The 26,154-nt window shown below is 60.6% G+C and carries 23 protein-coding genes and 1 tRNA gene; 13 read left to right on the forward strand and 11 right to left on the reverse strand.

Going from position 1 to position 26,154, the window contains the following annotated elements; translation table 11 throughout:
• Nucleotides 1–81 precede the first annotated feature (81 nt).
• The 6 genes from ACQZ5N_RS06115 to ACQZ5N_RS06140 all read left to right on the forward strand — a co-directional run bounded on the left by ACQZ5N_RS06115 (nt 82) and on the right by ACQZ5N_RS06140 (nt 6,321).
• Complete coding sequence (locus ACQZ5N_RS06115) at nt 82–1,590, forward strand: ABC transporter substrate-binding protein (RefSeq protein WP_448732420.1); 1,509 nt, start codon at nt 82–84, stop codon at nt 1,588–1,590.
• 76 nt (nt 1,591–1,666) lie between these two features.
• Complete coding sequence (locus tag ACQZ5N_RS06120) at nt 1,667–2,581, forward strand: ABC transporter permease (protein WP_448732421.1); 915 nt, start codon at nt 1,667–1,669, stop codon at nt 2,579–2,581.
• Between the two features lie 15 nt (nt 2,582–2,596).
• Nucleotides 2,597–3,520: an ABC transporter permease gene (locus tag ACQZ5N_RS06125; protein WP_304983863.1), complete on the forward strand. Its 924-nt coding sequence runs from the start codon at nt 2,597–2,599 to the stop codon at nt 3,518–3,520.
• A complete protein-coding gene (locus tag ACQZ5N_RS06130) occupies nt 3,513–5,156 on the forward strand; it encodes an ABC transporter ATP-binding protein (protein WP_448732422.1) in 1,644 nt (547 codons plus the stop codon). Before ACQZ5N_RS06125 ends, ACQZ5N_RS06130 begins: the two co-directional genes overlap by 8 nt.
• A complete protein-coding gene (locus ACQZ5N_RS06135; RefSeq protein ID WP_448732423.1) occupies nt 5,153–6,034 on the forward strand; it encodes a dihydrodipicolinate synthase family protein in 882 nt (293 codons plus the stop codon). Before ACQZ5N_RS06130 ends, ACQZ5N_RS06135 begins: the two co-directional genes overlap by 4 nt.
• Before the next feature lie 197 nt (nt 6,035–6,231).
• Nucleotides 6,232–6,321 (forward strand) — tRNA-Ser (locus ACQZ5N_RS06140).
• Between the two features lie 110 nt (nt 6,322–6,431).
• On the opposite strand, the gene ACQZ5N_RS06145 is transcribed toward ACQZ5N_RS06140, so the two are convergent.
• The 7 genes from ACQZ5N_RS06145 to ACQZ5N_RS06175 all read right to left on the reverse strand — a co-directional run bounded on the left by ACQZ5N_RS06145 (nt 6,432) and on the right by ACQZ5N_RS06175 (nt 13,527).
• The gene (locus ACQZ5N_RS06145; RefSeq protein ID WP_448732424.1) at nt 6,432–7,361 is read right to left on the reverse strand and encodes a sugar phosphate isomerase/epimerase family protein; all 930 of its coding nucleotides are present in this window, start codon (nt 7,359–7,361) and stop codon (nt 6,432–6,434) included.
• Nucleotides 7,362–7,416: 55 nt separating this feature from the next.
• A complete protein-coding gene (locus ACQZ5N_RS06150; protein ID WP_448732425.1) occupies nt 7,417–8,358 on the reverse strand; it encodes a sugar phosphate isomerase/epimerase family protein in 942 nt (313 codons plus the stop codon).
• An 81-nt stretch (nt 8,359–8,439) separates the two neighbouring features.
• Nucleotides 8,440–9,612: a Gfo/Idh/MocA family protein gene (locus ACQZ5N_RS06155; RefSeq protein ID WP_448732426.1), complete on the reverse strand. Its 1,173-nt coding sequence runs from the start codon at nt 9,610–9,612 to the stop codon at nt 8,440–8,442.
• Nucleotides 9,613–9,694: 82 nt separating this feature from the next.
• Nucleotides 9,695–10,597 carry a sugar phosphate isomerase/epimerase family protein gene (locus ACQZ5N_RS06160; protein WP_448732427.1) on the reverse strand — a complete coding sequence of 301 codons (903 nt, stop codon included), beginning with the start codon at nt 10,595–10,597 and terminating at the stop codon, nt 9,695–9,697.
• 23 nt (nt 10,598–10,620) lie between these two features.
• A complete protein-coding gene (locus tag ACQZ5N_RS06165) occupies nt 10,621–11,442 on the reverse strand; it encodes an ATP-binding cassette domain-containing protein (protein WP_174058103.1) in 822 nt (273 codons plus the stop codon).
• Between the two features lie 9 nt (nt 11,443–11,451).
• A complete protein-coding gene (locus ACQZ5N_RS06170; RefSeq protein ID WP_448732428.1) occupies nt 11,452–12,456 on the reverse strand; it encodes an ABC transporter permease in 1,005 nt (334 codons plus the stop codon).
• A gap of 105 nt (nt 12,457–12,561) precedes the next feature.
• Nucleotides 12,562–13,527 carry a substrate-binding domain-containing protein gene (locus ACQZ5N_RS06175; RefSeq protein WP_425645922.1) on the reverse strand — a complete coding sequence of 322 codons (966 nt, stop codon included), beginning with the start codon at nt 13,525–13,527 and terminating at the stop codon, nt 12,562–12,564.
• Nucleotides 13,528–13,675: 148 nt separating this feature from the next.
• Here ACQZ5N_RS06175 and ACQZ5N_RS06180 point away from each other — a divergent pair, with 148 nt between their 5' ends.
• A complete protein-coding gene (locus ACQZ5N_RS06180) occupies nt 13,676–14,716 on the forward strand; it encodes a LacI family DNA-binding transcriptional regulator (RefSeq protein WP_020813500.1) in 1,041 nt (346 codons plus the stop codon).
• Nucleotides 14,717–14,725: 9 nt separating this feature from the next.
• Here the strand turns inward: ACQZ5N_RS06180 and soxG are convergent, their stop codons facing one another.
• The 4 genes from soxG to ACQZ5N_RS06200 form a co-directional block, all read right to left on the reverse strand.
• Nucleotides 14,726–15,262, reverse strand: a complete 537-nt coding sequence (gene soxG, locus ACQZ5N_RS06185; RefSeq protein WP_448732429.1) for a sarcosine oxidase subunit gamma family protein — start codon at nt 15,260–15,262, stop codon at nt 14,726–14,728.
• The gene (locus ACQZ5N_RS06190; protein ID WP_448732430.1) at nt 15,255–18,218 is read right to left on the reverse strand and encodes a sarcosine oxidase subunit alpha; all 2,964 of its coding nucleotides are present in this window, start codon (nt 18,216–18,218) and stop codon (nt 15,255–15,257) included. Before ACQZ5N_RS06190 ends, soxG begins: the two co-directional genes overlap by 8 nt.
• Nucleotides 18,215–18,490, reverse strand: a complete 276-nt coding sequence (locus tag ACQZ5N_RS06195; protein ID WP_065656564.1) for a sarcosine oxidase subunit delta family protein — start codon at nt 18,488–18,490, stop codon at nt 18,215–18,217. The genes ACQZ5N_RS06190 and ACQZ5N_RS06195 overlap by 4 nt, the downstream gene beginning before the upstream one ends.
• Before the next feature lie 73 nt (nt 18,491–18,563).
• On the reverse strand, nt 18,564–19,814 hold the full coding sequence (locus ACQZ5N_RS06200; protein WP_448732431.1) for a sarcosine oxidase subunit beta family protein: 1,251 nt from the start codon (nt 19,812–19,814) through the stop codon (nt 18,564–18,566).
• Nucleotides 19,815–19,903: 89 nt separating this feature from the next.
• On the opposite strand from ACQZ5N_RS06200, the gene ACQZ5N_RS06205 reads away from it, so the two are divergent.
• From ACQZ5N_RS06205 to glnT, 6 genes are all read left to right on the forward strand, one after another.
• Complete coding sequence (locus ACQZ5N_RS06205) at nt 19,904–20,878, forward strand: GlxA family transcriptional regulator (RefSeq protein WP_448732432.1); 975 nt, start codon at nt 19,904–19,906, stop codon at nt 20,876–20,878.
• 34 nt (nt 20,879–20,912) lie between these two features.
• Complete coding sequence (locus tag ACQZ5N_RS06210; protein ID WP_020813494.1) at nt 20,913–21,593, forward strand: helix-turn-helix domain-containing protein; 681 nt, start codon at nt 20,913–20,915, stop codon at nt 21,591–21,593.
• 96 nt (nt 21,594–21,689) lie between these two features.
• Entirely contained in the window at nt 21,690–22,595 is a 906-nt protein-coding gene (locus ACQZ5N_RS06215; RefSeq protein ID WP_448732433.1) for a class II glutamine amidotransferase, read from the forward strand.
• A 37-nt stretch (nt 22,596–22,632) separates the two neighbouring features.
• Nucleotides 22,633–23,319 carry a GltB/FmdC/FwdC-like GXGXG domain-containing protein gene (locus tag ACQZ5N_RS06220; protein ID WP_059757800.1) on the forward strand — a complete coding sequence of 229 codons (687 nt, stop codon included), beginning with the start codon at nt 22,633–22,635 and terminating at the stop codon, nt 23,317–23,319.
• A 16-nt stretch (nt 23,320–23,335) separates the two neighbouring features.
• Nucleotides 23,336–24,664, forward strand: a complete 1,329-nt coding sequence (locus ACQZ5N_RS06225) for an FMN-binding glutamate synthase family protein (RefSeq protein ID WP_078052083.1) — start codon at nt 23,336–23,338, stop codon at nt 24,662–24,664.
• Between the two features lie 86 nt (nt 24,665–24,750).
• Nucleotides 24,751–26,058 (forward strand): type III glutamate--ammonia ligase, encoded by a 1,308-nt coding sequence (gene glnT / locus ACQZ5N_RS06230; protein WP_448732434.1) that lies wholly within the window; start codon nt 24,751–24,753, stop codon nt 26,056–26,058.
• Nucleotides 26,059–26,154: the final 96 nt, after the last annotated feature.

Here is a 26,154-nt window from a genome sequence, read left to right on the forward strand (position 1 = left end):
TGCAGGAGATGGGGATTTTTCAGATGCCCCTTGCGGCGCGCCGCCATGTTGCTGAATTTCTGAATCTGGGAGGAGAACGGAATGAAGAAGTCATTGATTGCGGGCGCCCTTATTTTGGGTTCCCTCAGCGCCGCGGTTTCGCCGGCGCTCGCGGCATCGGGGCCGATCAAGATCGTGCTGGCGGAAGAGGCGGACCTGCTTGAGCCCTGCATGGCCACCCGCTCCAATATCGGCCGCATTATCATGGAAAATGTCAGCGAGACGCTGACCGAGCTCGATGTGCGCGGCAAGAAGGGCGTTCAGCCGCGCCTGGCCGAGAAGTGGGAGCAGAATGCCGATGGAAGCTGGCGTTTCCACCTGCGTGAAGGCGTGAAGTTTTCCGACGGTACGGCATTCGATGCCAAAGACGTCAAGCACAGCTTCGAACGCATCATGAGCGACAAGAACGCCTGCGAGTCCCGTCGTTATTTCGGCGGCATGACGGTGACCCCGTCGATCGTTGACGACCACACGATTGACTTCAAGACCGACCCGGCGCAGCCCATTCTGCCGCTGCTGATGTCGCTCGTCACCATCGTTCCCGAAGAAACCAAGATGGAATTCATTCGCGAGCCTGTTGGCACCGGGCCTTACAAGCTGACCAACTGGACGCCGGGCCAACAGATTGTCCTCACCGCGCGCGACGATTATTGGGGCGCCAAGCCACAGGTGACGGAAGCGACCTATCTTTTCCGCGCCGATCCTTCGGTTCGCGCCGCCATGGTGCAGACCGGCGAAGCCGATCTTTCGCCTTCCATTTCGCAGCTCGACGCTACCAATACGAAGACCGACTTTTCCTATCTCGACAGCGAGACGGTCTATATGCGTCTCGATCACAATATTGCGCCGCTGAACGATGTGCGGGTGCGCCGCGCGCTCAACCTTGCCATCGACCGGCAGGCCTTCCTCGGCACGCTGGTTCCGGAAGGTGCCGTGCTGGCCACCGCTCTCGTTCCGCCGACCACGCTTGGCTGGAACCCCGACGTCAAGGTCTTCCCCTATGACCCCGAGGGCGCAAAAAAGCTGCTCGAGGAAGCCAAGGCTGCCGGTGTGAAGGTGGATACGCCGATCACCATCATCGCGCGTACCGCGAATTTCCCCAACGTCACCGAGATCATGGAAGCGATCCAGCAGCAATTGCAGGATGTCGGCTTCAAGATCGACCTGAAATTCGTGGAAGTGGCCGAGCACGAAAGCTATTACTCCAAGCCCTTCAAGGAAGGCCGCGGACCGCAGATCGTCGCCGCCATGCACGACAACTCAAAGGGCGACCCGTCCTTCACCATGTTCTTCAAATATGCGACCAAGGGCACGCAGTCCGGTTTCTCGGACAAGAAGGTGGACGATCTGATCGAACGTGCATCCGCAGCGGTCGGTGACGAGCGCGCCAAGCTCTGGTCGGAACTTATCGCTTATCTGCACGACGATGTGGTTGCGGATGTTCTGCTGTTCCATATGGTCGGATTCTCCCGCGTCTCGGAGCGGCTGGACTTCAAGCCCACCATTGCAACGAACTCGATGCTGCAACTTTCGGAAATCGGCATCAAATAAGACCCCGCGTCTTGTCAATTGAGAAGCGGCGGCGCGGCGAAAGCTTCGCCGCCGCATTGAAAAACCGGAGGCAACCATGCTGAGCTTCATCCGAAAACGTTCCGTTGCAAGCCTGATCTCCCTGATCGGCCTCATCGTCATGGTTTTCTTCCTGTCCCGCCTGACGGGGGACCCGGCCGCGCTGTTTCTGCCGGTCGAGGCTTCGGAAGAGTTGAAGCAGCAGTTCCGGACGTTGCACGGGTTGAACGATCCGCTGATGGTGCAGTTCCTGCGTTATGCGGGGGATGTGATGACGGGTGACCTCGGAGAATCGCTCAGGAAAGCCCGCCCGGCGCTGGATGTGGTGCTGGAGGCTTTCGTCTGGACGCTGTGGCTTGCGGTCATCACCATGTCGCTGGTCACCACCGCCGCCATCGTCATCGGTTCGCTTGCGGCTTTCCGCTCCGGCGGCTTCTTCGATCGCATGGCCTCGAGCATCTCGCTCATCGGTGCATCCGTACCGGATTTCTGGCTGGCGATTGTCGCCATCGTCGTCTTCTCCGTTAATCTCGCCTGGCTTCCCACGTCGGGCACGGGCTCCGTGCTGCACTGGATATTGCCGATTGCAGTCCTGTTCGTGCGCCCCTTCGGCATCATCGTGCAGGTGGTGCGCGGCTCGATGATCGGCGCTTTGTCCTCGGCCTATGTCAAAACGGCGCGCGCCAAGGGCGTGAAGTCGGGTCCGATCATCTTCATTCACGCCTTGCGAAACGCTATGCTGCCGGTCATCACCGTCATTGGCGACCAGGCGGCAAGCCTTCTCAACGGCGCGGTCATCGTCGAAACGATCTTCGGTTTTCCCGGTGTCGGCAAGCTGATGATCGATTCCATTCTGCAGCGCGATTTCAACGTCGTGCTGGCCGCCATTCTCGTGACCGCGCTGGCGATCTTCCTTATGAATCTTCTGATCGATATCGCCTATGCGCTCCTCGATCCGCGTATCCGGCACTGAGGAGGCCGTTCAGCCATGAGCCTTTCCAGCGCCGACACCGAGATCATCGCCGAGCCGTCCTTCGCAACACGCATGCTGCGCATGTTGTGGGCGGATAAATTCGCGCTTTGTGCCGCGATCTTCCTCATCATCGTCGTTATCCTCGCTTTTGTCGGCCCGGCATGGCTTGGCGATCTGGCGACGAAACAGAACCTGCGCGGGCGCAACCTCGCCCCGTTCGACTGGCAGCGCGAGTGGTATTTCTGGCTGGGGGCGGATGCGCTCGGCCGTTCGCTTCTCGCGCGCATTGTCGCCGCCACGCAAAATACGATGATGATCGCCGCCGGCGCGGTGCTTCTTTCCGCCATCACCGGCACCGTGCTCGGGCTGATCGCCGGTTTTTCCTCCAACCGTGTCGGCCAGATCATCATGCGGCTTGCAGATGTGATCATGTCGTTCCCGTCGCTCTTGATCGCGGTCATCGTGCTTTATCTGCTCGGCTCCTCCATCCTCAACCTGATGCTAGTTCTCGCCATCACCCGCATTCCCGTTTACATCCGCACCACGAGGGCGGAGGTGCTGGAGGTGCGCGAACGCATGTTCGTCCAGGCAGCAAGGGTCATGGGCGCATCGGGCAAACGCATCCTGTTCCGTCACATCCTACCCGTCGTGTTACCGACGCTGACGACGCTCGCCACGCTCGATTTCGCCTATGTGATGCTGGCGGAAAGCGCGCTGTCCTTCCTCGGCATCGGCATTCAGCCGCCGGAAATCACCTGGGGCCTGATGATTTCGCAGGGGCGGCAATATCTCACCAATGCCTGGTGGCTGTCCTTCTGGCCGGGACTTGCCATCATCCTCACCACCCTGTCGCTCAACCTGCTTTCCAACTGGCTGCGCATCGCGCTTGATCCCGTGCAGCGCTGGCGGCTGGAAATGAAAGGCCGCAAGCATGGCTGACCATCTTCTCGACGTGCGCAACCTTTCCGTGGAGTTCCACACCGCAAGCGGTGTCGTCCATGCGGTGAAGGATGTCTCCTACCATATCGACCGTGGCGAAACGCTGGCCATCCTCGGCGAAAGCGGTTCGGGCAAATCGGTATCGTCGTCGGCCATCATGAACCTCATCGACATGCCGCCCGGACATATCAGCAGCGGCCAGATATTGCTCGACGGTCAGGACCTTCTGACCATGCCGGCCGAGGCGCGCCGCGAAATCAACGGCCGGCGCATCGCCATGATCTTTCAGGACCCGCTCAGCCATCTCAATCCGGTCTATACCGTCGGCTGGCAGATCCGTGAGGCGATGACCACCCACGGCATGGACAAGGCAAAGGCCGAAGCGGAGGCGAGGCGGCTTGTCGCTCGCGTCGGCATTCCCGATCCGGACGGGGCCTTGAAGAAATATCCGCATGAATTTTCCGGCGGCCAGCGCCAGCGCGTCATGATCGCCATGGCGCTGGCGCTTCGGCCCGATCTCCTGATCGCTGATGAGCCGACCACCGCGCTTGACGTGACGGTGCAGGCCGAGGTGCTTTCGCTACTCAAGGAGCTGCAGCGGGAAACCGGCATGGCCGTGCTCATCATCACTCACGATCTTGGTGTTGTCGCCGAAATCGCCGATCGCGTGGTGGTGATGGAAAAGGGCGTTCTGGTGGAAGCCGGCACGGTGCGCGAGGTCTATCGCAATCCGCAGCATCCCTATACCCGCAAGCTCATCAGCGCAGCACCCGGCAGGGGCGACATGCACGAGCCGCAGGCGGCGGGCGAAGCGCTGCTCAGCGTGCGTGATGTGCGCAAGCGTTACGGCGCCTTCGAGGCGCTGAAGGGCGTTTCCTTCGACCTCATGGAAGGCGAAACCATCGCGGTCGTCGGCGAAAGCGGTTCCGGCAAATCGACGCTGGCGCGTATTCTTTTGCGGCTAGACGAGCCGGATGCGGGTCGCGCCGTATGGAAGGGCCGTGATCTCTTCAAGCTTTCGCCTGCGGAACTCTTTGCGCTCCGGCGTGATCTGCAGATGGTGTTTCAGGACCCCACCCAGTCGCTCAATCCCCGCATGACCGTGTTTCAGCTGATTTCCGAGGCCTGGGTCATCCATCCGGAGATATTGCCCAGGGCAAGATGGCGTGAGCGGGTTGCCGAATTGCTGCATCAGGTGGGTCTCTCGCCGGAACATATGCGCCGTTATCCGCATCAGTTCTCCGGCGGTCAGCGGCAACGGATCGCCATTGCCCGCGCATTGGCGCTGGAACCGAAGCTCATCATCTGCGACGAGGCGGTCTCGGCGCTCGATGTTTCGGTTCAGGCGCAGGTTATCGCGCTGCTGGACAAGCTGCGCCGCGAAATGGGCCTCTCCTTCATCTTCATCGCGCATGATTTGCCGGTGGTTCGGGATTTTGCCGATCACGTCATGGTCATGCAGCGGGGAGAGGTGGTGGAGTTCGGCACGGTCCGACAGGTTTTCGAAGCGCCGCGCGAGGACTATACCCGTGCCCTTCTATCCGCGAGCCTCGATCCCGACCCCGATATGCAATCCCAGCGCCATCCGGCCGTTGCCGGCGACGCCATCGCAAATTCAAGCGGAGTTCTTTCATGAGCAAACAAGCTTTCGTCGCGCTCGTCACCTGTTTCAACGAGGACGAAACCATCAACTATGAGGCAACCCGTGCGCAGGTGCGCCGCCAGGTGGCGGCCGGCAACAACATCATGTGCGCCGGCACCAATGGCGATTTTACCGCGCTGACGCATGCGGAAAAAATCCGGCTGACGGAAGAGGTGGTGGATGAAGTTGCCGGCCGTGCCAAAGTCATCGTGAATGCCGGCATGCCCGCCACATTCGAAACCCTGCAACTTGCCAAAGCCTTCGACCGCATCGGCGTCGACGGTATCGCCGTCATCACGCCCTTCTTCATCGCCTGCACGCAGGATGGCCTGATCCGCCATTTCTCGACGGTGGCCGATGCCGTCGAAACGCCGGTCTATCTCTATGACATTCCCGCCCGCACCCAGAACCACATAGAGCCGGAAACCGCCCGCAAACTCGCCACCCATGGCAATATCGCCGGCATCAAGGATTCCGGCGGCGCGCAGCAGACGCTCGAAGCCTATCTTCAGGTGGCAAAGGAGATGCCCGGTTTCGAGGTGTATTCCGGCCCGGATCACCTCGTTCTCTGGTCGTTGCAGAACGGGGCGGCAGGCTGCATTTCCGGCCTCGGCAACGCGCTGCCGGATGTGCTGGCCGGCATTCTCAATGCTTTCAACGCCGGCGATATCACTAAGGCCGAACGCCAGCAGGCAATCTACGCCGACTTCCGCACCGATCTCTACACCCTCGGCTTCGCACCGGCCATGGTCAAACGCTCGCTTTATCTCCAGGACCCATCCGTCGGCGCCAGCCGCCAACCGGCCCTTCTGCCGGATAAAGGGCAGGATGAAAAAATCCTGGAAATCTTGCGGCGTTATCAACGGATCTAACGCTGCTATCGAATGTGACGCGCACCCCTGAGGATCGTGCGCGTCATCTTAAAAATATCTGCGAAAACTGCCAGAAGCCGATGCATTTCCCCAGCCTCACCCATGACGAATAATTTGTGACACAAACACGAAATTCCCCTTGTCAGCCTGGCCATTGATGTTTAAGAGGAGCGCGCAACGCAAGCGTTCGCGCATGCGGAGAGGTGGCAGAGTGGTCGAATGCACCGCACTCGAAATGCGGCATACCTGCAAGGGTATCGTGGGTTCGAATCCCACCCTCTCCGCCATAACTTTCATTCCGAAGCTCTTTCACTCAGAAGCTGAGTCTGCCCGTCATTTTCACTTCGCCGCGCCGGGCCAGTCCTTGGCACGATACACTTGCTTGTCTTGTGCCCGCTTATAACCCACACTCAGCGAGAAATGCCCTGCTGGCCGCCAGATCATCCAGAATGCCGCCGGCATTGCGCGGGTCGCGCTCCTGCTCGATGGTGATATAGCCGCCATAGCCAAGTTCCGTAAAAAGGCTGCGGATGGCTGGATAGTCGATCGAGCCGCGACCGATAGGGCACATGACGCCTTTGGCGCAGGCGTCGAAGAAGCGGATGCGTTCTGCCATCACCTCTTCGAAAACCGTGGCGTCGATATCCTTGAAATGAATATAGTCGACACGGTCCCAATAGCGGCGAAGCGCGGTGACGGGGTCCATGCCGGAATAGGCCATATGGCCGGTGTCGAGGCAGAGGCCCGCCAGATCGGCGGGAATGTCCTCGACGATCTGCTGCAACTCATCGGCAAATTCGATGTAGCCGCCAGCATGGGGGTGGATGGTGGCGCGCACGCCATATTTTTCGCGGGCGAGCGTTGCGATGGCGCGGATGTTCTCCACCATGCCTTTCCATGCGCCGCCATCGAGGCGCGGCGCGCGGTCGGAATGGCCGGCGGCATAATCCCGCTCGTCATGTCCCCAGTCCATCACCGTCAGATAGGGGGCGGAAAAGCGTTGGCCGGCATGGGTTTCCGGTTTCGGCAGGCGGGTGATCAGCGCGCAGATCTCGTCGGTCTGGCGCAGCAGATTGTCGCGGTTTTCCGGTGAGACCAGATCGTCGAAGATCGTGCCGGCGACGATCTTCAGGTCGCGCTCGTTCAGCGCCTGCGAAACACGCCCGAGGTCGAGCGGCAGATAACCGTAGGGGCCGAGTTCCAGACCGCCGAAACCGGCGGCCTTCGCCTCGTCCAGCACCTTTTCCCAATGGGGCAGATGGGGATTTTTGACGTCGTCGACGCCCCAGCAGCAGGGAGCGGTGGTGATGGTGATCCGGTTGGTCATGGCATCCTCGTGGCGCAATTGACGCCGGGCCGCCTTCTGCGGCCCGGAGCAGGTCTCAGCGGCTGATGGTGGCTTGCAGGGCGTCGATGGAGGACTGGATGCCCGCCTCGGTGGACATGGTGAAATCCTCCATTTCCAGACTGACCCAGCCATTGTAACCGGCCATGCGCACCACGGAGAAAAATTCCTTCCACCATTGCAGATCATGGCCGGCACCCACCGCCACATAGTTCCAGCTGCGGTTGGCGATGTCAGTCACCTCTTTCAGCTCCAGCAGGCCGTTCACATCCGCCAGTCCGCGTTCGATGCGGGTGTCCTTGCCGTGGCAATGGTGGATCGCGCTGCCGAGTGCACGGGCGGACGCGATGGGATCGGCCCCCATCCACATCAGGTGCGACGGGTCGAGATTCATGCCAATCGTCGGGCCGACCTCATTGCGCAGGCGGAACAGGGTTTCCGGATTCCAGACGAGCATGGCCGAGAAATTCTCGAGCGCATATTTTTCGACACCCGCTTCCCTGGCGAGTTTCACAAGCCCATGCCAGAGCGGAAAGGCGCGGTCTTCCCATTGGTAACGGTCGCGCTCCGGCATCTCGTTCGGCCAGCTCTTGGTGTAGACGAGCCAATTCGGCACGGTGTCGCCCGGTGCTGCTTCCGGCAGGCCGGACATGGTGACGATCTTCGTCACGCCGATTTCGCCCGCCAGCCGGACGGTGTCCTCGATCTCCTTCAGGTGGCGCTTGCCCATATCGCCGGGATCGAGCGGATTGGCGGAGCAATTCAGCGCAGCGATTTCGAGGCCACGGGCCTCGATTTCCTTGAGCTTGGATTTGAGAAGCCCCTTATCCACCAACAGTTCGTCGGCCCGGAAATGCGGGCCGCTTGACCAGCCGCCGCCGGTCATCTCGATGCCTTCGACACCGAGCGCGACGCATTTGTCGAGCATATCGGTGAAGGGCAGGCTTGCCATGACGTCAGTACAAATTGCGAGTTTCATCGTTCGTCTTTCCGAGGAGGTATGGGGACGCGCCTGAAGAGGAGGAGGACGGGAGAGTTGTCCGGCGCGCGCCCAAGCTGGTTAAGCGAAATCGACCCAGGCGGCGCCGGCATCGGCCGAACGGACGCAGTTTTCCAGCCAGCGAACGCCTTCGGTGCCGGCGGTGATGCCGGGATAATGGTGGGTTTTCAGGAAAGCCTTGTCACCGCAATTTGCCGCGTCGATCGCCTGGGCGATCCAGAGATAAATGTTCGACCAGCTATCGCCGAGACCTTCGGTATGCAGCGCGCCCATGCGGTCGATGGCGAGGCTTTCCTGTTCCAGATAGGGCATGCCGTGATGCAGGATGCGGCCGGGTTCGCCCTGAACCTCGTAGATCAGCTGATCGGGATGGGAATCGGACCATTCGAGCGACGCCTTGGAGCCGACGAAACGGTAACGCTGCGATCCCATATTGCCGGCATTGACGGAGGAGACCCACAGGCGGCCGCGTGCGCCATTGTCATAATGCATCAGAACGGTGGCGTGGTCCTCCAGCGGCGCGCGCGTGGGGATGAAGGCCTTGCGGTCGCAGAGCAGGCGTTCCACCTTCATATGCGGCAGTACGACTTCCGAGAGATAATAGAGATGCGTGCCGATATCGCCCAGCACGAAGGTCGGGCCGGCGGTGCGGGGATTGGTGCGCCATTTGACGGCCTCGCCCGCGCCCACATCGTCACCGGCATTGAAACCATGGGTATATTGCAGGTCGACGATACGGATGTCGCCGAGCATCCCCTTTTTGACCATGGCCGCCATCTGGTGGACGAGCGGATGCCCGGTAAAGCCATAGGTGACGCCGACGATCAGGCCCTTCTGCTCGGCCAGCCGCGCCACCTCGTCGCATTCGGCCACGGTGAAGAATAGCGGCTTTTCGCAGATAACGTGCAGCCCGGCTTCAAGGCAGGCCTTGGTGATCTCGTAGTGGGTGAAATTGGGGGTGGCGATGGAAACGACGTCCACGCCGTCTTCGCGTGCCGTCTCGCCGGCAATCAGCGCCTTGTAGTCTGCATAGCAGCGTTCCGCCGCCACGCCGAGATTGACGCCGAAGTCTCTGCCTCTTTCGGCGTCGAGGTCGAAGGCACCCGCAACGAGCTGGTAGTTGCCGTCGCGCAGGGCGCCGGTGCGGTGCTTGTAGCCCACCTGTCCCGTGCGTCCGCCGCCCACCATGGCCCAGCGCAGCGGGCGCGAAATCAGTCTTTCTCCGTTGATCATGTCAGTCGTCTTTCCATTTGATGTTGCGAATGGCCGTGGCGGGAGGCGGGGTCTGCCTCGGGCTTGGCGCCGGTTTGCCGCGTCATTTCTTGAAATAGAGGTCGATATAGTCCTGCATCTTGGTGCGCATAAACCGGCTCGATTCATCGGCCCTGTCCTCCCAGGCGAAGACGCAGGAGGTCATGATGCCGTCGAAGCCGATTTCGGAAAGCGTGCCGAAGAAGTCGTCCCACGGCACTTCGCCCTGGCCGATATTCAGGTGCTGATGCACCCGCGCCTGTGTGCCGGGTGGATTGAGAATGTAGCGAAGCCCGGAGCTGGCCTTGTGGTTGAAGGTATCGCCCACATGCACATGCGCCAGCACATCCTTCGCTTCCCTGAGCATCGCCTTGGTGTCGTCGCCGAAATAGAAGGTATGCGGTGCGCAATAGAGGAATTTGACGTTCTTCGAATTGACGGTGCGGATGATGTCCAGCGCCGGTTGCAGCGTTTCGCACCAGTCTTCCGGATGCGGCTCGACATGCAGGTTGATGTTTTCGCGCTCGAAGATCGGCACCAGTTCTTCCATCGAGCGCCACCATGCATCCTCGCAGGCCTCGATCATCGAGCCGGTGTGGCAGCAGTAGCAGGAACCCTTGTCGGGATGCGGTCCGCGGCCGAATTCGGAATTCATCGTGTCGACCTCCAGTTCGATGGCGATCTCGATGGCGCGTTTCCAGTGTTTGACCGCCGCCTGCCGTTCGGTCTCGCCATTGGAGGCCCAGCGATACATCGGTAGCAGCGAGGCGATGCCGACATCGGCGTCTTTCAGCGCCTTCTTGAAAGACCTGATCCGCTCGGGAAAGACACGCGGCGCCTTGAACCATTCGAGGAAATCGGCGCGCGGGCTGAGTTCGATCCAGTCGTAGCCGAGTTCCTTCACCTTGGCGGGCAACTCATCGAGGCTGGTGAAACGGTGCATGTGGGGGTCTAGGGCGATTTTCATCGGTCTTGATCCTTCTATATGTCTTAACTGGATGGTGGCTGCGGCGGATGGCCGTCATGGCTGGCCATGTAATTTTCCACCTCGGCACCGAGATCGGCGAGCGCCTCACCGCCGGCCATCAGATCGGTGATTTCCTCGCGGGACTTCTCGCCCTTGCGGAAATTGGCGGCGACTGCGCCTCGGATCAGCACGGCGAAATGGTCGCCAACGGCAATGGCGTGGGTGACCTGATGGGTGATGAAGATCACCGCGATGCCGCGCTTGCGCGCTTCCAGCACGATGCGCAGAACGTGGGACGCCTGTTTCACACCAAGCGCCGCCGTCGGTTCATCGAGGATCAGAACGCGTGCGCCAAAATGTACCGCGCGGGCGATGGCGAGCGATTGCCGTTCGCCGCCGGAAAGCCCGCCGATCAGGCGGTCGCCGTCATCGATGCGGGTGATGCCGAATTCCTGCACTGCCTTGACGGCGATTTCGTTGGCTTTCTTGCGGTCGTAGATCCGGAAGGGCCAGAAGCCTTTGGTGGGTTCTGCGCCGATGAAGAAGGAGCGGCCGATGCTCATCAGCGGAAAGGTTCCGCCGAACTGGTGCACGGTGGAAATGCCCATGCGTTGCGCATCGCGCGGCCCGTCGAAATTGACCGGCTTTCCATCCATCAGCACTTCGCCGGAACTCGGCTGGTAGACGCCGGCCAATGTCTTGATCAGCGTGGATTTGCCCGCGCCATTGTCTCCCAGCAGGCAGAGCACCTCGCCTGCCCGTACCTTCAGCGAGATATCGTGCAGAACATCGATCGGGCCGAAGGATTTGTTGACGTTTTTAAGTTCGAGAATGGGTGTCGACATCGTCTTGCCTCACTTCTTCTTCGGCGAATAGGTGAGCGCCATGACGCGGAAGGTGTTGTTCATCAGCACGGCCAGGAGCAGCATGACGCCGATGATGAGGCTCGACCAGTTGCGGTCAAAGGCGGTGAAATAAATGCCCTGATTGACGATGGCGAAGGTGATGGTGCCGAGAAAAATACCGATCACCGAACCGAAGCCGCCGGTCAGCAGCACCCCGCCCACGACAACCGCGATGATGGAGTTGAAGATGAAGGTCATGCCGGCCGAAACCTGGGCGACATTGAACAGGATTGCCTGACAGACACCGACGAAGGAGGCGCTGACGGAGGAAAGGACGAAAAGCGTCACCGTCAGTTTGTCGGTGGGAATGCCGGCATTGCGGGCACTCACCCGGTCGCCGCCCATGGCGAAAATCCAGTTTCCGAAGGGCGAATAATGGACATAGAAGATATAGATTGCTGTCAGCAGCAGCCACCAGACGATGCTGACCTGAAAACTGCCGCCGATGAACTGTCCGAACAGGAATTTGGCGATGGGGCCGGATTGGGCAGGGCTCAGCGCTACGCTGGTCGTGCCGGTCAAGAGCACGGAAAAGCCGAGGATCAGCCCCTGCACCGCAAACAGCGTGCCGAGCGTGACGATCAATGAGGGCACCACGGTCCGTATCACTAGAAAGCCGTTGATCAGCCCGACAAGCAACCCAAGGCAAAGTGCGCCGACGATGCCGAGCCAGATCGGCATGCCGTAATAACCGGAGATAATGGCGACCGTCAGAGCGCCGGCCGGGATCATCGCGCCGATGGAAATATCGAGCTCGCCGGAAATCATCAGCAGCCCGACGGGAATGGCGACGATGCCGAGATTGGCGGCGACATTCAGCCAGCTTGCGGCGCCGGCGGGTTTCAGGAAATCGATGCTGCCGAAGATGACGAAGAAGGCAAGAACGAAAGCAAGGCCGAGAAAGGCGCCTGATTCCGGGCGGCGCAGAAGGTCGCCCAAAGAGAGATTTTTCACGTCGTTCACTCCAATATTGGCCCTAAGTGCCGAGGGGATATCCTCTGCCCGTCAAACCCCGATCCCCGGTTTCGCCGGGGATCGGAGGCGGGTATGGATAACCGCTCAGCGCGCTCCCTTGGCGACGCCGGCAAGCGTGGTCTGGATGTTGGATTTGTCGACGATGTTCGGTCCCGTCAGCAGCGGGGCGGTCGGCAGATCGGTTCCGAAATCGATGGCCGAGGCCAGAAGCGTTACCGCCAGCAATGATTGCAGGTAGGGCTGCTGGTCGATTGCGAAACCCTGCGTCCCGTCCTTGATCCGGTCGAGGCCGGACTGGTTGAGATCGAAAGTGCCAAGCAGGGCGGTTTCGGTCTTGCTCGCCTGCATGATGCCGATGGCGGCGGAATCCGCATCGCCCGCCGAAATGGTCAGGACGCCGTCGATCTTGCTGTCCTGTAGCAACGTCGCCTTGATCGCCTCGGCGACGGCGGTGGCGTCGCCGAAACTGGTGGCGGGAAGCGGCAGTTGCTTGCCAGCGCCGCCGGCCTTGGTGATGCCGTCGATGACGCCCTTGCAGCGCGCCTCCTGATTGGCGGCGCCCGGAACGGTGTTCACGCAGATGACGTTCTTTTTGCCCTGTTTCGCGAAATATTCGCCGCCGGCGACGCCGGCAATATATTCGTCGGAGCCGACATAATTGATCGCGCCGAGTTCCTTGGCCTTTTCGTGCCCACCGGCATTCATGAGAATGACTTTGATACCGGCATTGATGGCTTCCCGGATCGCCGGGTCTTCGCCTTCCGGAACCCAGTTCGGAATGACGAGACCATCGACCTTCTGGCTGATGGCGGTCTGGATCAGCTGCACCACATCGGGCGCGAAATTGTCATAGGTCTGCAAACGCAGGTAATTGACCTTGCCGCCATTCGCCTCGACCACGAGGCGTGCGTCATCGACACCCTTTTTGATGAGGTTCCAGAACGCATCGTCGTTCTTGCCGCCGACAACGGCGATATTGGCCGCGAACGCGCCGGATGCCATCACGAGCGACACAGCGCCCGTTGCGAGAAATTTCCTGAAAAATGCCATTGCTTCCTCCCTGCCCATTCTCCCGACGGGTCCTAATGACAGGGTGATTTATATCTTTCATTTTCACGGGAATGGAATTTATATTTCATTTAATGTTGCATTTAATATCATTTCATGTCATTCATGGATGATACGATTGTGAGGCGTCATGAACCGACCGACCATTACCGATCTTGCGAAAGCCGCCGGCGTCAGCATCTCCACGGTCAACCGGCTGCTGCACGGCTCGACCGCCGTGCGCCAGGATACGATCGACCAGATACTCAAGGCGGCGGAGGAGATCGGTTTTTATGGTCTCGGCACCATCAAGGACCGTCGCCGCGAGGCCATGCCTCATCACCGGCTCGGCTTTCTGTTGCAGCAATCCCACCGGCCGCTTTACCGGCTTTGGGCGGAAGGGATCGTTGCCGCCGCACGCCAGCGGCCGGATAGCATCATTGAGCCGGATGTCGTTTTCGAGGACGATCTTTCACCGGAGGCCGTATCCGCCAATCTCTTGAAGATGGGACAATCCTGCGGCGCAATCGCGGTGGTGACGGCCGATCATCCGCTCGTCAGCCAGGCGATCGACGAGCTGCGGGGCAGGGGCGTTCCGGTGGTGACTTACGTATCCGATCTATCGGCGGCAAGCCGGGCGGGCTTTGTCGGCACCGACAGCTGGAAACGCGGCCGCACGGCGGCATGGTTCCTCAGCCAGACGGTAAAGGGTGAGGGCGTGGTCGTGCCGCTGATCGGCAGCAATCGGTATCAGTGCCAGGATGTTTCGGACGCCAGCTTCCGCTCCTATATGCGCGAGAACACACCTGAACTTCAGGTCGCGGAAACGCTGCTGACCCATGAGGAGCCGGAAAATGCCTATGTCATCGTGCGGGATATGATTGCTGCCGAACCGGGGCTCCGGGGGATTTATGTCAATGGCGGCGGCATATCGGGTGTTCTGCGCGCGCTCAGGGAACTGCCTGCCGAGCGACAGCGCGACATAAAAATCATCTGTAACGATATCGGGCCGGAAACACGAAAAGGCCTCAACGAAGGGCTGATTACCGCCTCGCTGCCGCTTCCCCTCGACAGAATGCCGCAGCAGTTGATCGACGTGATGTTACGGCGCATCGAGAACGGAGATTCGTCTTCCGTTGAGCAGCGGATCGTGCCCTTCGAAATCCTGACGCCCGAAAGCATCTGGACCTGACCGACACGATCACTGGAATTCGAGGCTCATCCGGGCAAGATCGTCCCACAGGCTTTCGGCAAAACCGCGCAGCACGATGACTTCGAAGACTTGTGCGTCGACGCGGGTGAGGTGGGCGGCGATGTGGCCGATCAGCGTCGCGGCGGAATGTCCCACCGGGAAGGCTGCGAGAGACAGTTCGACCGCCGTGCCTTTGGCCAGAACCCGCTCGGCCATCTTGCCTTCGATGCGGATGCGAACGCGTCCCTGGCTCTGGTCGACACCCGTTGCCAGAGGTTCGAGCGCAGCAAGAAGCACCTTCATATCAGCGTGAGACAAAGGGTGTTCACCGACGATGAACCATTGGCCCGGTGAGACCGCGCGTATATCGCCTTTGGCAAGGTCGCGAAGGCGGGCTTCCAGATCCGCTGCGCCGGGTGCGGCCAGAACGTGGATGATCGCGCCTTCCGGCAAGGGAGAGAGCTTGATGGCGGTGGAGGCAATCGCTCGCTTCGCGCCCAGCACCGGGCGGAGCGTTGGCCGGACGTCAGACTTGAAATCAGACATGGAGTTTCTCGTTTTGAGGATCGACAAAAACCGGGTTGCAAAGGCGGGCTTGGGTAAATTCGTTGCGCAGGCCGTTCCAGACCATGATTTCCTCGCCATGCCGCGCAGGGCCATTCTTGACCAGGGCGAGACCGATGGTCGAACCCAGATGCGGTGAGAAGGCGCTGGAGGTCACATAACCCTGATCGTTCTCCAGCGTTGCTGCGGCATCCTTCGCAAGAATATGCGAGCCGGTGCGGAAGGACTGTTTTGGATCAAGCGGCACGAGGCCTACGAGGCTCGGGCGGTCGGCGTCGGAAAGCCCCTCGCGCTCCAGCATCCGTCGGCCAATGAAATCGGCCTTCGTGGCGGAGACCATTTTGCCGAAGCCGAGATCGGCGGGCACCACCGTGCCGTTGATTTCATTGTGGGTGACATGGCCCTTTTCGATGCGCAGCACGCCAAGCGCCTCGACGCCATAGGGCATGATATTCTCCGGCTCGCCGGCTTCCATCAGGGCTACGGCGACGCTCTCGCCGTAACCGGCCGGGACGGCAAGCTCGTAGGCCAGTTCGCCGGAGAAGGAAATCCGGAACAGGCGTCCATGCAGCTGCCCGCCAAACAGGGAGACTTCCCGGGCTGCAAGGAAGGGAAAGGCCTCGTCGGAAATATCTTCATCGACGATCCTCTGGAGAATGGCGCGTGCCTTCGGCCCGGCAATCGCCATCTGCGCCCACTGGTCGGTGACGGAGGCAAGCCGCACGTCGAGATCAGGCCAGAGCGCCTGCGCGCAGAATTCCAGATGGTTCATGACGCCCGCCGCATAGGCGGTGGTGGTCGTCATGAAGAAGCGGTTTTCCTCCAGCCGGCTGGTGGTGCCGTCGTCATAGATCATGCCGTCCTCACGCAGCATCAGGCCATATCGTGCCTTGCCGACCGGCAATTTCAGGAAAGCGTTGCAATAAACCCGGTTCAGGAATTCGGTGGCGTCCCTGCCACAGATTTCGATCTTGCCGAGCATCGATACATCGCAGAGCCCGGCATTCTTGCGCACATTCAGAACCTCACGGTCGACGCTTTCCCGCCAGCCGCTTTCGCCTTTGCGAGGAAACCAGGAGGAGCGATACCAGAGACCGGTTTCGACGAACACGGCCCCGTTTTTCTCGGCCCAGCCATGCAGTGGCGATTTGCGCACCGGCTGGAAATGCTGACCGTGATAGGCACCGGTCAGTGCACCGAAGGAGACGGGCGTATAAAACGGTCGGAACGTCGTGGTGCCGACATCCGCCGGGGAGATACCGCGCGCTTCGGCCAGCAGCCCGATGGCATTGACATTCGAAAGCTTGCCCTGATCCGTCGCCATGCCATTCGTGGTGTAGCGTTTGGCGAGTTCGACATGGCCATAACCTTCACGGATGGCGAGGCCGAGATCCTTGCGGTGAACGTCGTTTTGGTAATCGACAAAGGCTTTCGCCTTGATGCCAGGGATGGACCAGAGCGGTTTTGCGGGCGGGGCTACGATATCGTTTTCCACCGTGCCGAATGTCGGTGCAGCTGATGCAAAACCGAGCTCTTGTGCCAGCGCTGCGCCCTTCCGCGCGCCATCCTCAAGGCAGGCGGCGATACCGTTTATTGCGGAAACCGCGCCGGCGAGTTCCAGCCCCTTGAGATTGCCGGGCGCCAGGAAAGCGGCATCGTCTTCCGACCAGACCGGCTTGCCGCCGCGATGGCAGGCGAGATGGATGATGGGGCTGAAGCCGCCCGACATGGCCAGCGCATCGACATTCAGCTTCTCCGTGCGGCCATTCGCATAAACCTCGATGGCCGAAAGCGCCTTGCCACCCTTGGCATTGGAGACGACGCCACCCTTGATGACGCGCGCCTTGCCTTCGTAGCCCGGATTGCCCTGCTCACGGCTGTCGATGATGGCGGCCAGAGCGACACCCTGCGCCTCGAGATCGCGGGCAAGCGCATAACCGCTGTCATTGGTGGTGAAAATTGCCGTCGCCGTACCGGGGCTGACGGCATAGCGGTTGAGATAGCTGCGCATGGCGCCGGCCATCATCACGCCGGGAACATCGTTGCCGCCGAAGACCAGCGGCCGTTCTTCCGCGCCGGTGGCGAGCAGCGCCCGCTTGGCGACGATGCGCCACAGGCGCTCCACGGGCACATGGGCTTTCGGATCGGGCAGATGTTTTTGCACCCGCTCCACCGCACCGAAGACATTGCCGTCATACCAGCCGAAAGCCGTGGTCCGCGTCAGCACCGTCACATTCGGCAGGGTTTCGAGCTCGGCAACGCATTGTGCCGCGAAATCCGGTGCGCTCTTGTCGCCGATGGCTACCGTTTCGGAAAGTAGCCCGCCGCCTGCGAGGGAATGTTCATCGAGAATGATGACGCGCGCGCCGGCGCGTCCTGCGGCTAGCGCTGCGGCCAGACCCGCCGCGCCGGAGCCGATCACCAGCAGGTCGCAATGCGCCCAGCATTTGTCATATGTATCCGGATCCGCCTCGTAGCTTGCTTTACCGAGGCCGGCGGCTTTGCGGATGAAGGGCTCGTAGACCTTTTCCCAGAAGGCGGCAGGCCACATGAAGGTCTTGTAGTAGAACCCTGCGCCGAGGAAGGGAGACAGAAGGCCGGTCAAGGCGCCGATATCGAAATCGAGAGAGGGCCAGCGGTTCTGGCTGCTGGCTTCCAGCCCGGCATAAAGCTCCTGCATGGTGGCGCGGGTGTTCGGCTCCGTGCGTCCGCCGCGGCCGATGGTCATCAGCGCATTCGGCTCGGCTGCACCCGCCGTCAATATGCCGCGCGGGCGATGGTATTTGAAACTGCGACCGACGAGTTTCTGGCCGTTGGCGAGCAGGGCGGAAGCGAGGCTGTCGCCCTGAAAGCCTGACATCGGCTTGCCGTCGAAGGTGAAGGAAAGCGGTTTGGAACGGTCGATCAGACCGCCGGTCTTCAGGCGGTTGGCACTCATGCGTTTGTCACTTTCGTCTTGTCGGCGGCGTCGCGGCAGGCGGATATCTCATGGGTGGCGGTATCGCGGGCGACGACCAGCCAGCGGCGGCAGCCGGATGTGTGGTGCCAATATTCCTCATAGGCGCCGCGCGGATTGTCGCGCAGATAGACATAATCGAACCATTCCTCCGCGCCGGCATCGGCGGCGGGCCTTTGAAGGGCTGCGCCCTTGATGGTGAATTCTTCCCTGGGTCTTGGCCCGCAATGCGGGCAGGGCACGAGACTTGCCATTTCAGATGTCCTTGATCCGCCAGATAGCGGGATGGCGAAAAGTGCGAGCGGTTTTCGTCATCCCGCTACAGATTTAGTGAAGGTTGGGCTGGGCGCCCTGGCCCTTTTCATCGATGAGATAACCGCGCCGGAAGCGGTCCAGCCGGAAGGCCGTTGCCGTTTCCTGCGGTGCGCCGCGCGCCAGAAGATGGGCGAAGCAGAAGCCGGAGGCGGGCGTCGCCTTGAAGCCGCCATAACACCAGCCGGCATTCAGGTAGAGATTGCCGATCGGGGTCTGGTCGATGATCGGCGAACCATCCATCGACATATCCATGATGCCGCCCCAGGAGCGTAGCACCCGGACGCGGGAGAGGGCCGGTATCATCGCCTTGCCTGCCTCCGCGACATGTTCGACCGTCGCCAGATTGCCGCGCTGGGCATAGGAATTGTAGCCGTCTATATCGCCGCCGAAGACGAGGCCGCCCTTGTCCGATTGCGAAACGTAAAAATGGCCGGCCCCGAAGGTGACGACGCCATCGATAAAGGGCTTCAGCCCTTCAGACACGAAAGCCTGCAGCACATGGCTTTCGATCGGCAGTTTCAGTCCGGCCATGGCGGCCACTTGCGAGGAATTGCCGGCTGCCGCCAGCGCCAGCTTGCCGCAGCCGATGAAGCCCTTGGCGGTCTCCACACCCACGACCCTGCCGTTTTCGCGGCGAATGCCGGTTACCTCGCAGCCCTGAATGATATCGACGCCGCGGCTGTCTGCGCCGCGCGCATAACCCCAGGCGACGGCATCGTGACGCACGGTGCCGCCGCGTCTTTGCAGCAGGCCGCCCTGCACCGGAAAGCGGGCATTGTCGAAATCGAGAAACGGCAGCATCGCCTTGACTGCGGTGCGGTCCAGCAATTCGGCGTCGACGCCGTGCAGCCGCATCGCGTTGCCGCGCCTTGTATAGGCGTCGCGCTGCGCATCCGAATGATAGAGGTTCAGCACGCCGCGCTGGGAAACCATGGCGTTGAAATTGAAATCCTGCTCCAGCCCTTCCCACAGCTTCATCGAAAGCTCGTAGAAAGGATTGTTATCCGGCAGCAGATAATTGGAGCGAATGATCGTGGTGTTGCGACCGACATTGCCGGAGCCGATATAATTCTTTTCCAGCACCGCGACATTGGTGACGCCAAATTCTTTCGCAAGATAATAGGCCGTCGCCAGGCCATGCCCACCGCCGCCAACGATGATGACGTCATAATGCGGTTTCGGAGACACCTCCCGCCAGGCGGGTTTCCACGCCTTGTTGCCGAAAAGGCCGTTCTTGAAAATGGAAAAGGCGGAATAGCGCATCTGCGTACCTCGAACGATATCGCGCAAGCTTACCGGCGTCGTTCGAAAGGTAATTGCAAATAAAGGACATAATGATTTAAAAAAGAGACATGACGATCATTGAGCAAAAGAATGTCCAGCGCGTTGGTTTCATCCTGGTTCCGAATTTCGCGCTGATGTCTTACGCCTCGGCGGCGGAGCCGTTGCGGGCCGCCAATCTGATCGCCGGAACCGATCTTTACGATGTGGTTCCGCTTTCTTTCGATGGCGAGGCCGTCAGAAGTTCCTCCGGCATCATTGTCGGCTGCGAGGCACTCGCCACCGCAGGCGAGAGATGCCACACGATCTTCGTCTGCGCGGGGGGTGGGCCGCAGGACTGGACCGTTGCGGAAAATTCCTACGGCACGTTAAGGCGGCTGGCGCGGCAGGGTGTCCGGATCGGAGGCATTTCCAGCGGCGCTTATGTGCTGGCGGCGGCGGGATTACTGGAAAACCGGGATTTCACCATTCACTGGGAGCATGCGCCGGTGCTGAAAGAGGCCTTCGGCCACCTCACGCCCCGGCAGGCGCGGTTCGTTTTCGATGGAGACCGCATCACATGCGCCGGCGGCGTCGCGCCCCTCGACATGATGCACGCGATGATTTCGCAGAGAATGGGCGCTCATTTCGCGCGGCGTGTCAGCGACTGGTATCTGCACACGGCCGTGGCCGAACCCGGTGCGCCGCAAAGGGGTTCCGCCGCCGAGCGCCATGGCACCAACCATCCGGCCCTACTGACCGTGCTGGAAAAAATGGAAACGACCATTGAAAGCCCGCTCGACCGGCAGACCATGGCGAAACTGGCGGGAACCAGCGCGCGTCACCTCGACCGGCTTTTCGCAACCCATCTGAAAACGACGTTTCTGGAAACATACCGCGCGATCCGCCTCGATCACGCCCGGCGGCTGCTGGAGCAAAGCCCGCTCTCCATTGCCGAAGTGGCCTTCGCCACCGGCTTCTCGAGCGCCGGGCATTTTTCGGGAAACTTCAAGGCCCGGTTCGGCCATACCCCAAATACAATGCGGCAAAGATTTCCTCTGAATTAAAATAGTTTTCCTGTAAGGAAGGGAAAACACGATAATGCCGGAGGACCCCATGGCGAAGGATACCACCAAGACCGAAACTGCGCAGTTCCTGTCGCAGGATCCCCATGCCATCCGCGAGCCAAGGGTCAATAATCTGGAAATGGCGATTGGCCATGAGGTGCGCGCCTATCGCAAGAAACTCGGCATCACGGTCACCGATCTTGCATCGGCCACCGGCGTTTCCGTGGGCATGCTCTCCAAGATCGAAAACGGCAATATCTCGCCGTCGCTCACCACGCTGCAGACGCTTTCAAAGGCGCTGGGCGTGCCGATCACGGCCTTCTTTCGCGGTTTCGAGGAACCGCGCAGCGCCACCTTCGTCAAGGCGGGGCAGGGCGTGAATATTGAGCGCAGGGGCACTCGCGCCGGTCATCAATACAGCCTGCTCGGCCATATCGACAACAATACCAGCGGCGTCACCGTCGAGCCCTATCTCATCACGCTGACCAAGGATTCGGACGTGTTCCCGACCTTCCAGCATGAGGGAATGGAGTTTCTCTACATGCTGGAAGGCGAGGTGGTTTACCGCCATGGCGAGCAGCTTTTCACCATGCAGGCCGGCGACAGCCTGTTTTTCGACGCCGATGCGCCGCACGGGCCTGAGGAATTGGTGAAGCTTCCCGCCCGTTATCTGTCGATCATTTCCTATCCGCAGAGGCGGCTGGGCAACGATTGATAATTTGCCTTAGAAGAAAAAAATATTCCTGATAGTTGACGGAATGGAATTCCATATGTTAGCCCTTCATTCAGAAACGAATGGAGGTGCCTGTCGATGTGCGGCATTGTTGGACTATTCCTGAAAGACAAAAGCCTTGAACCGCAGCTGGGTGCGCTGCTTTCGGACATGCTCATCACCATGACCGATCGTGGCCCGGATTCGGCCGGCATCGCGATCTACGGAAGCGCTGCCGATGGCCGCGCGAAAGTGACGATCCAGTCGGCCAATCCGGCCGCCGATTTTTCCGGCCTCGCCGCAGCGCTGAAGGAAAGCGGCGTCGATGCCGCGGTCACGATAAAAAGCACTCATGCTGTTCTCGATATTCCCGCCGAAAAACTGGATGGTATCCGTCCGGTTCTTTCCGCAATCCGCCCGAATGTGCGCGTGATGGGTTCCGGCGACAGCGTCGAAATCTACAAGGAAACCGGTCTTCCGAAGGATGTCGTCACCCGTTTTGACGTGCGCTCCATGGCGGGCACGCATGGCATCGGCCACACCCGCATGGCGACGGAATCGGCGGTGACGACGCTTGGCGCGCATCCTTTCTCCACCGGCGCAGACCAGTGCCTGGTGCATAATGGCTCGCTTTCCAACCACAATAATCTGCGCCGCGAACTGGTGCGTGAAGGCATGGTCTTCGAGACCCAGAACGACTCGGAAGTCGCTGCCGCCTATCTCACCGCGGAAATGGCCAAGGGCAAGGATCTGGGCGAGGCGCTGACCGGCGCGCTCGACGATCTCGATGGTTTCTTCACCTTCGTCGTCGGCACCAAATCCGGTTTCGGCGTGGTGCGTGATCCCATCGCCTGCAAGCCTGCTGTCATGGCCGAGACCGACCAATATGTCGCTTTCGGCTCTGAGTATCGCGCGCTGGTCAATCTGCCCGGCATTGAAAATGCACGCGTCTGGGAGCCGGAGCCGGCGACCGTCTATTTCTGGGACCATGAAAAGGCCGCCTGAGACCCGTCATCGGCGCCTGTTTTGAAAGTCATAATCCATGCCAGTTTTCGATCTCTCCCACACGCCGCTGCGTGAACTCAACAAGGCGCTCCACGGTCTTTCCTCGGGCGCGAACGACACCGAATTCGAAGTCGTCAATCCGCGCGGTCACCATGCCGTGGCGGTCGGCATCGACAGCCCCGTCACCGTCGATGTGCACGGTTCGGTCGGTTATTATTGCGCCGGCATGAATGATGGCGGCAACGTCACCGTGCACGGCTCGGCCGGGCCGGGTGTCGCTGAGAACATGATGTCCGGCACCGTCGTCATCGAGGGCGACGCCTCGCAATATGCCGGCGCCACCGGCCGCGGCGGGCTTCTGGTCATCAAGGGCAATGCCGCATCCCGCTGCGGCATTTCCATGAAGGGCATCGATATCGTCGTGAAGGGCAATATCGGCCACATGTCGGCCTTCATGGGCCAGTCCGGCCATCTCGTCGTCTGCGGCGATGCGGGCGATGCGCTTGGCGATTCCCTTTATGAGGCGAAGCTTTTCGTGCGCGGTTCGGTAAAAAGCCTGGGTGCCGATTGCATCGAGAAGGAGATGCGGCCCGAACATCTCGAAAAGCTTGCCGAACTTCTCGACAAGGCCGGCGTCACGGATGTCAGCCCTGACGAGTTCAAGCGCTACGGTTCGGCCCGCACGCTCTACAATTTCAACATCGACAACGCCGACGCGTATTGAGGCGAGGGACATTCCGATGAGCTATCACAACCCCTTCACCCCGCCGCGCAAATCCGCAACCTTCGATGATCACACGCTGGCGGAAATCCGCCGCGCGGCTGCGACCGGCATCTATGATATTCGCGGTGCGGGCACGAAGCGCAAGGTACCGCATTTCGACGATCTCCTGTTTCTCGGCGCGTCCATCTCGCGTTATCCGCTCGAGGGTTATCGCGAGAAATGCGATACGACAGTTACGCTCGGCACGCGCTTTGCCAAGAAGCCGATCACGCTGAAAACGCCGATCACCATTGCCGGCATGAGCTTCGGCGCTCTCTCAGGCAACGCCAAGGAAGCGCTCGGCCGTGGTGCGACAATCGCCGGCACTTCCACCACGACGGGCGATGGCGGCATGACGGATGAGGAGCGCGGCCACAGCCAGACGCTGGTTTACCAGTATCTGCCCTCCCGTTACGGCATGAACCCAAAGGATCTGCGCCGTGCGGATGCCATCGAGGTCGTCGTCGGCCAGGGCGCGAAGCCGGGCGGTGGCGGCATGTTGCTCGGCCAGAAGATTTCCGATCGCGTCGCCAACATGCGCAACCTGCCGAAGGGCATCGACCAGCGCTCCGCCTGCCGTCATCCTGATTGGACCGGCCCGGACGATCTCGAAATCAAGATCCTCGAACTGCGTGAAATTACCGACTGGGAAAAGCCGATCTATATCAAGGTTGGCGGCGCGCGGCCCTATTACGACACGGCGCTGGCGGTGAAGGCCGGTGCGGATGTGGTGGTGCTTGACGGCATGCAGGGCGGCACAGCGGCCACGCAGGATGTCTTCATCGAAAATGTCGGCATGCCCACGCTCGCCTGCATTCGCCCCGCCGTGCAGGCGCTTCAGGATCTCGGCATGCACCGCAAGGTGCAGCTCATCGTCTCCGGCGGCATCCGTTCGGGTGCGGATGTCGCCAAGGCGCTGGCGCTGGGTGCGGATGCGGTCGCCATCGGCACAGCGGCGCTGGTGGCGCTCGGCGACAACGATCCCAAGTGGGAAGACGAATACCAGAAACTCGGCACCACGGCAGGCGCTTACGATGACTGGCACGAGGGCAAAGACCCCGCCGGCATCACCACGCAGGACCCGGAGCTTGCCGCGCGCCTCGATCCCGTCGCCGCCGGTCGTCGGCTTGCCAACTATCTGAAGGTCATGACGCTCGAAGCGCAGACCATCGCGCGCGCCTGCGGCAAGAACCATCTCCATAATCTGGAGCCGGAAGATCTGGTGGCGCTGACGATGGAGGCTGCCGCCATGGCGCAGGTTCCGCTGGCGGGAACGAACTGGTTCCCGGGCAAAGGCAGCTTTTAAGCCATAAAGAACGGACGGGCGCATTTGGGAGGATGTGCCCGTCTTTTTTCGATGAAGTGTCTGATATTCAAAAAAAGGGGAATGACGTGACACTGGACCTCTCCAAATTTGCTGCCGAAAAGGGCATCAAATATTTCATGATCAGTTATACCGATCTCTTCGGCGGCCAGCGCGCCAAGCTGGTTCCCGCAGAAGCGATTGCCGATATGCAGAAGGATGGCGCGGGTTTTGCGGGCTTTGCCACCTGGTTCGATCTGACGCCCGCCCATCCCGATCTATTCGCCGTGCCCGACGCCTCTTCGGTCATCCAGCTTCCATGGAAAAAGGATGTCGCTTGGGTCGCCGCCGATTGCGTGATGGAAGATCAGCCGGTGGAGCAGGCGCCGCGCGTGGTGCTGAAAAAGCTCATCGCTGAGGCGGCAAGCGGAGGGCTCAGGGTCAAGACCGGCGTGGAGCCGGAATTTTTCCTGATTTCGCCGGACGGTGCGAAAATCTCCGACGAATACGACACGGCGGAAAAGCCCTGCTACGACCAGCAGGCGGTAATGCGCCGTTACGATGTGATCGCCGAGATTTGCGATTACATGCTGGAGCTGGGCTGGAAGCCCTACCAGAACGACCATGAGGACGCGAACGGCCAGTTCGAGATGAACTGGGAATATGACGACGCGCTACAGACCGCAGACAAACATTCCTTCTTCAAATTCATGGTCAAATCCGTTGCCGAAAAGCACGGGCTGCGCGCCACCTTCATGCCGAAGCCGTTCAAGGGCCTGACCGGCAATGGCTGCCATGCCCATATTTCGGTCTGGGACCTCGACGGCAAGGTCAACGCCTTTGCCGACAGGGAAATGCCGTTCGGTCTGTCGGCCAAGGGCAAGACGTTTCTTGGCGGCATCATGAAACATGCATCGGCGCTTGCGGCCGTCACCAATCCGACGGTCAATTCCTACAAACGCATCAACGCGCCGCGCACCATTTCCGGCGCGACCTGGGCGCCGAATACGGTGACCTGGACCGGCAATAACCGCACCCATATGGTGCGCGTGCCGGGGCCGGGACGGTTCGAACTGCGCCTGCCGGATGGAGCCGTGAACCCCTATCTGCTGCAGGCCATCATCATCGCCGCCGGCCTTTCCGGTGTCCGTTCCAAGGCCGATCCCGGTCCGCACTACGATATCGACATGTACCGCGAGGGCCACAAGGTCACGGATGCACCGAAGCTGCCGCTCAACCTTCTCGATGCGCTGCGCGAATATGAGAAGGATGCGGAATTGCAGCAGGCGCTCGGCACTGAATTCTCCAAGGCCTATCTGAAGCTCAAGCAGGGCGAGTGGAACAGCTATTGCTCGCAATTCACCGCATGGGAGCATCAGACCACCCTCGACGTCTGAGCCCGGTTTTCCCCGCCGCCCTTGCGGCTTTTCCCCGCGCTGATCAAAAGCGCGGGGTTTTTCACTAAAGCGCGTCGCGTCCAATCTGGTTCATGC

Source organism: Agrobacterium sp. 22-221-1 (assembly GCF_053522445.1).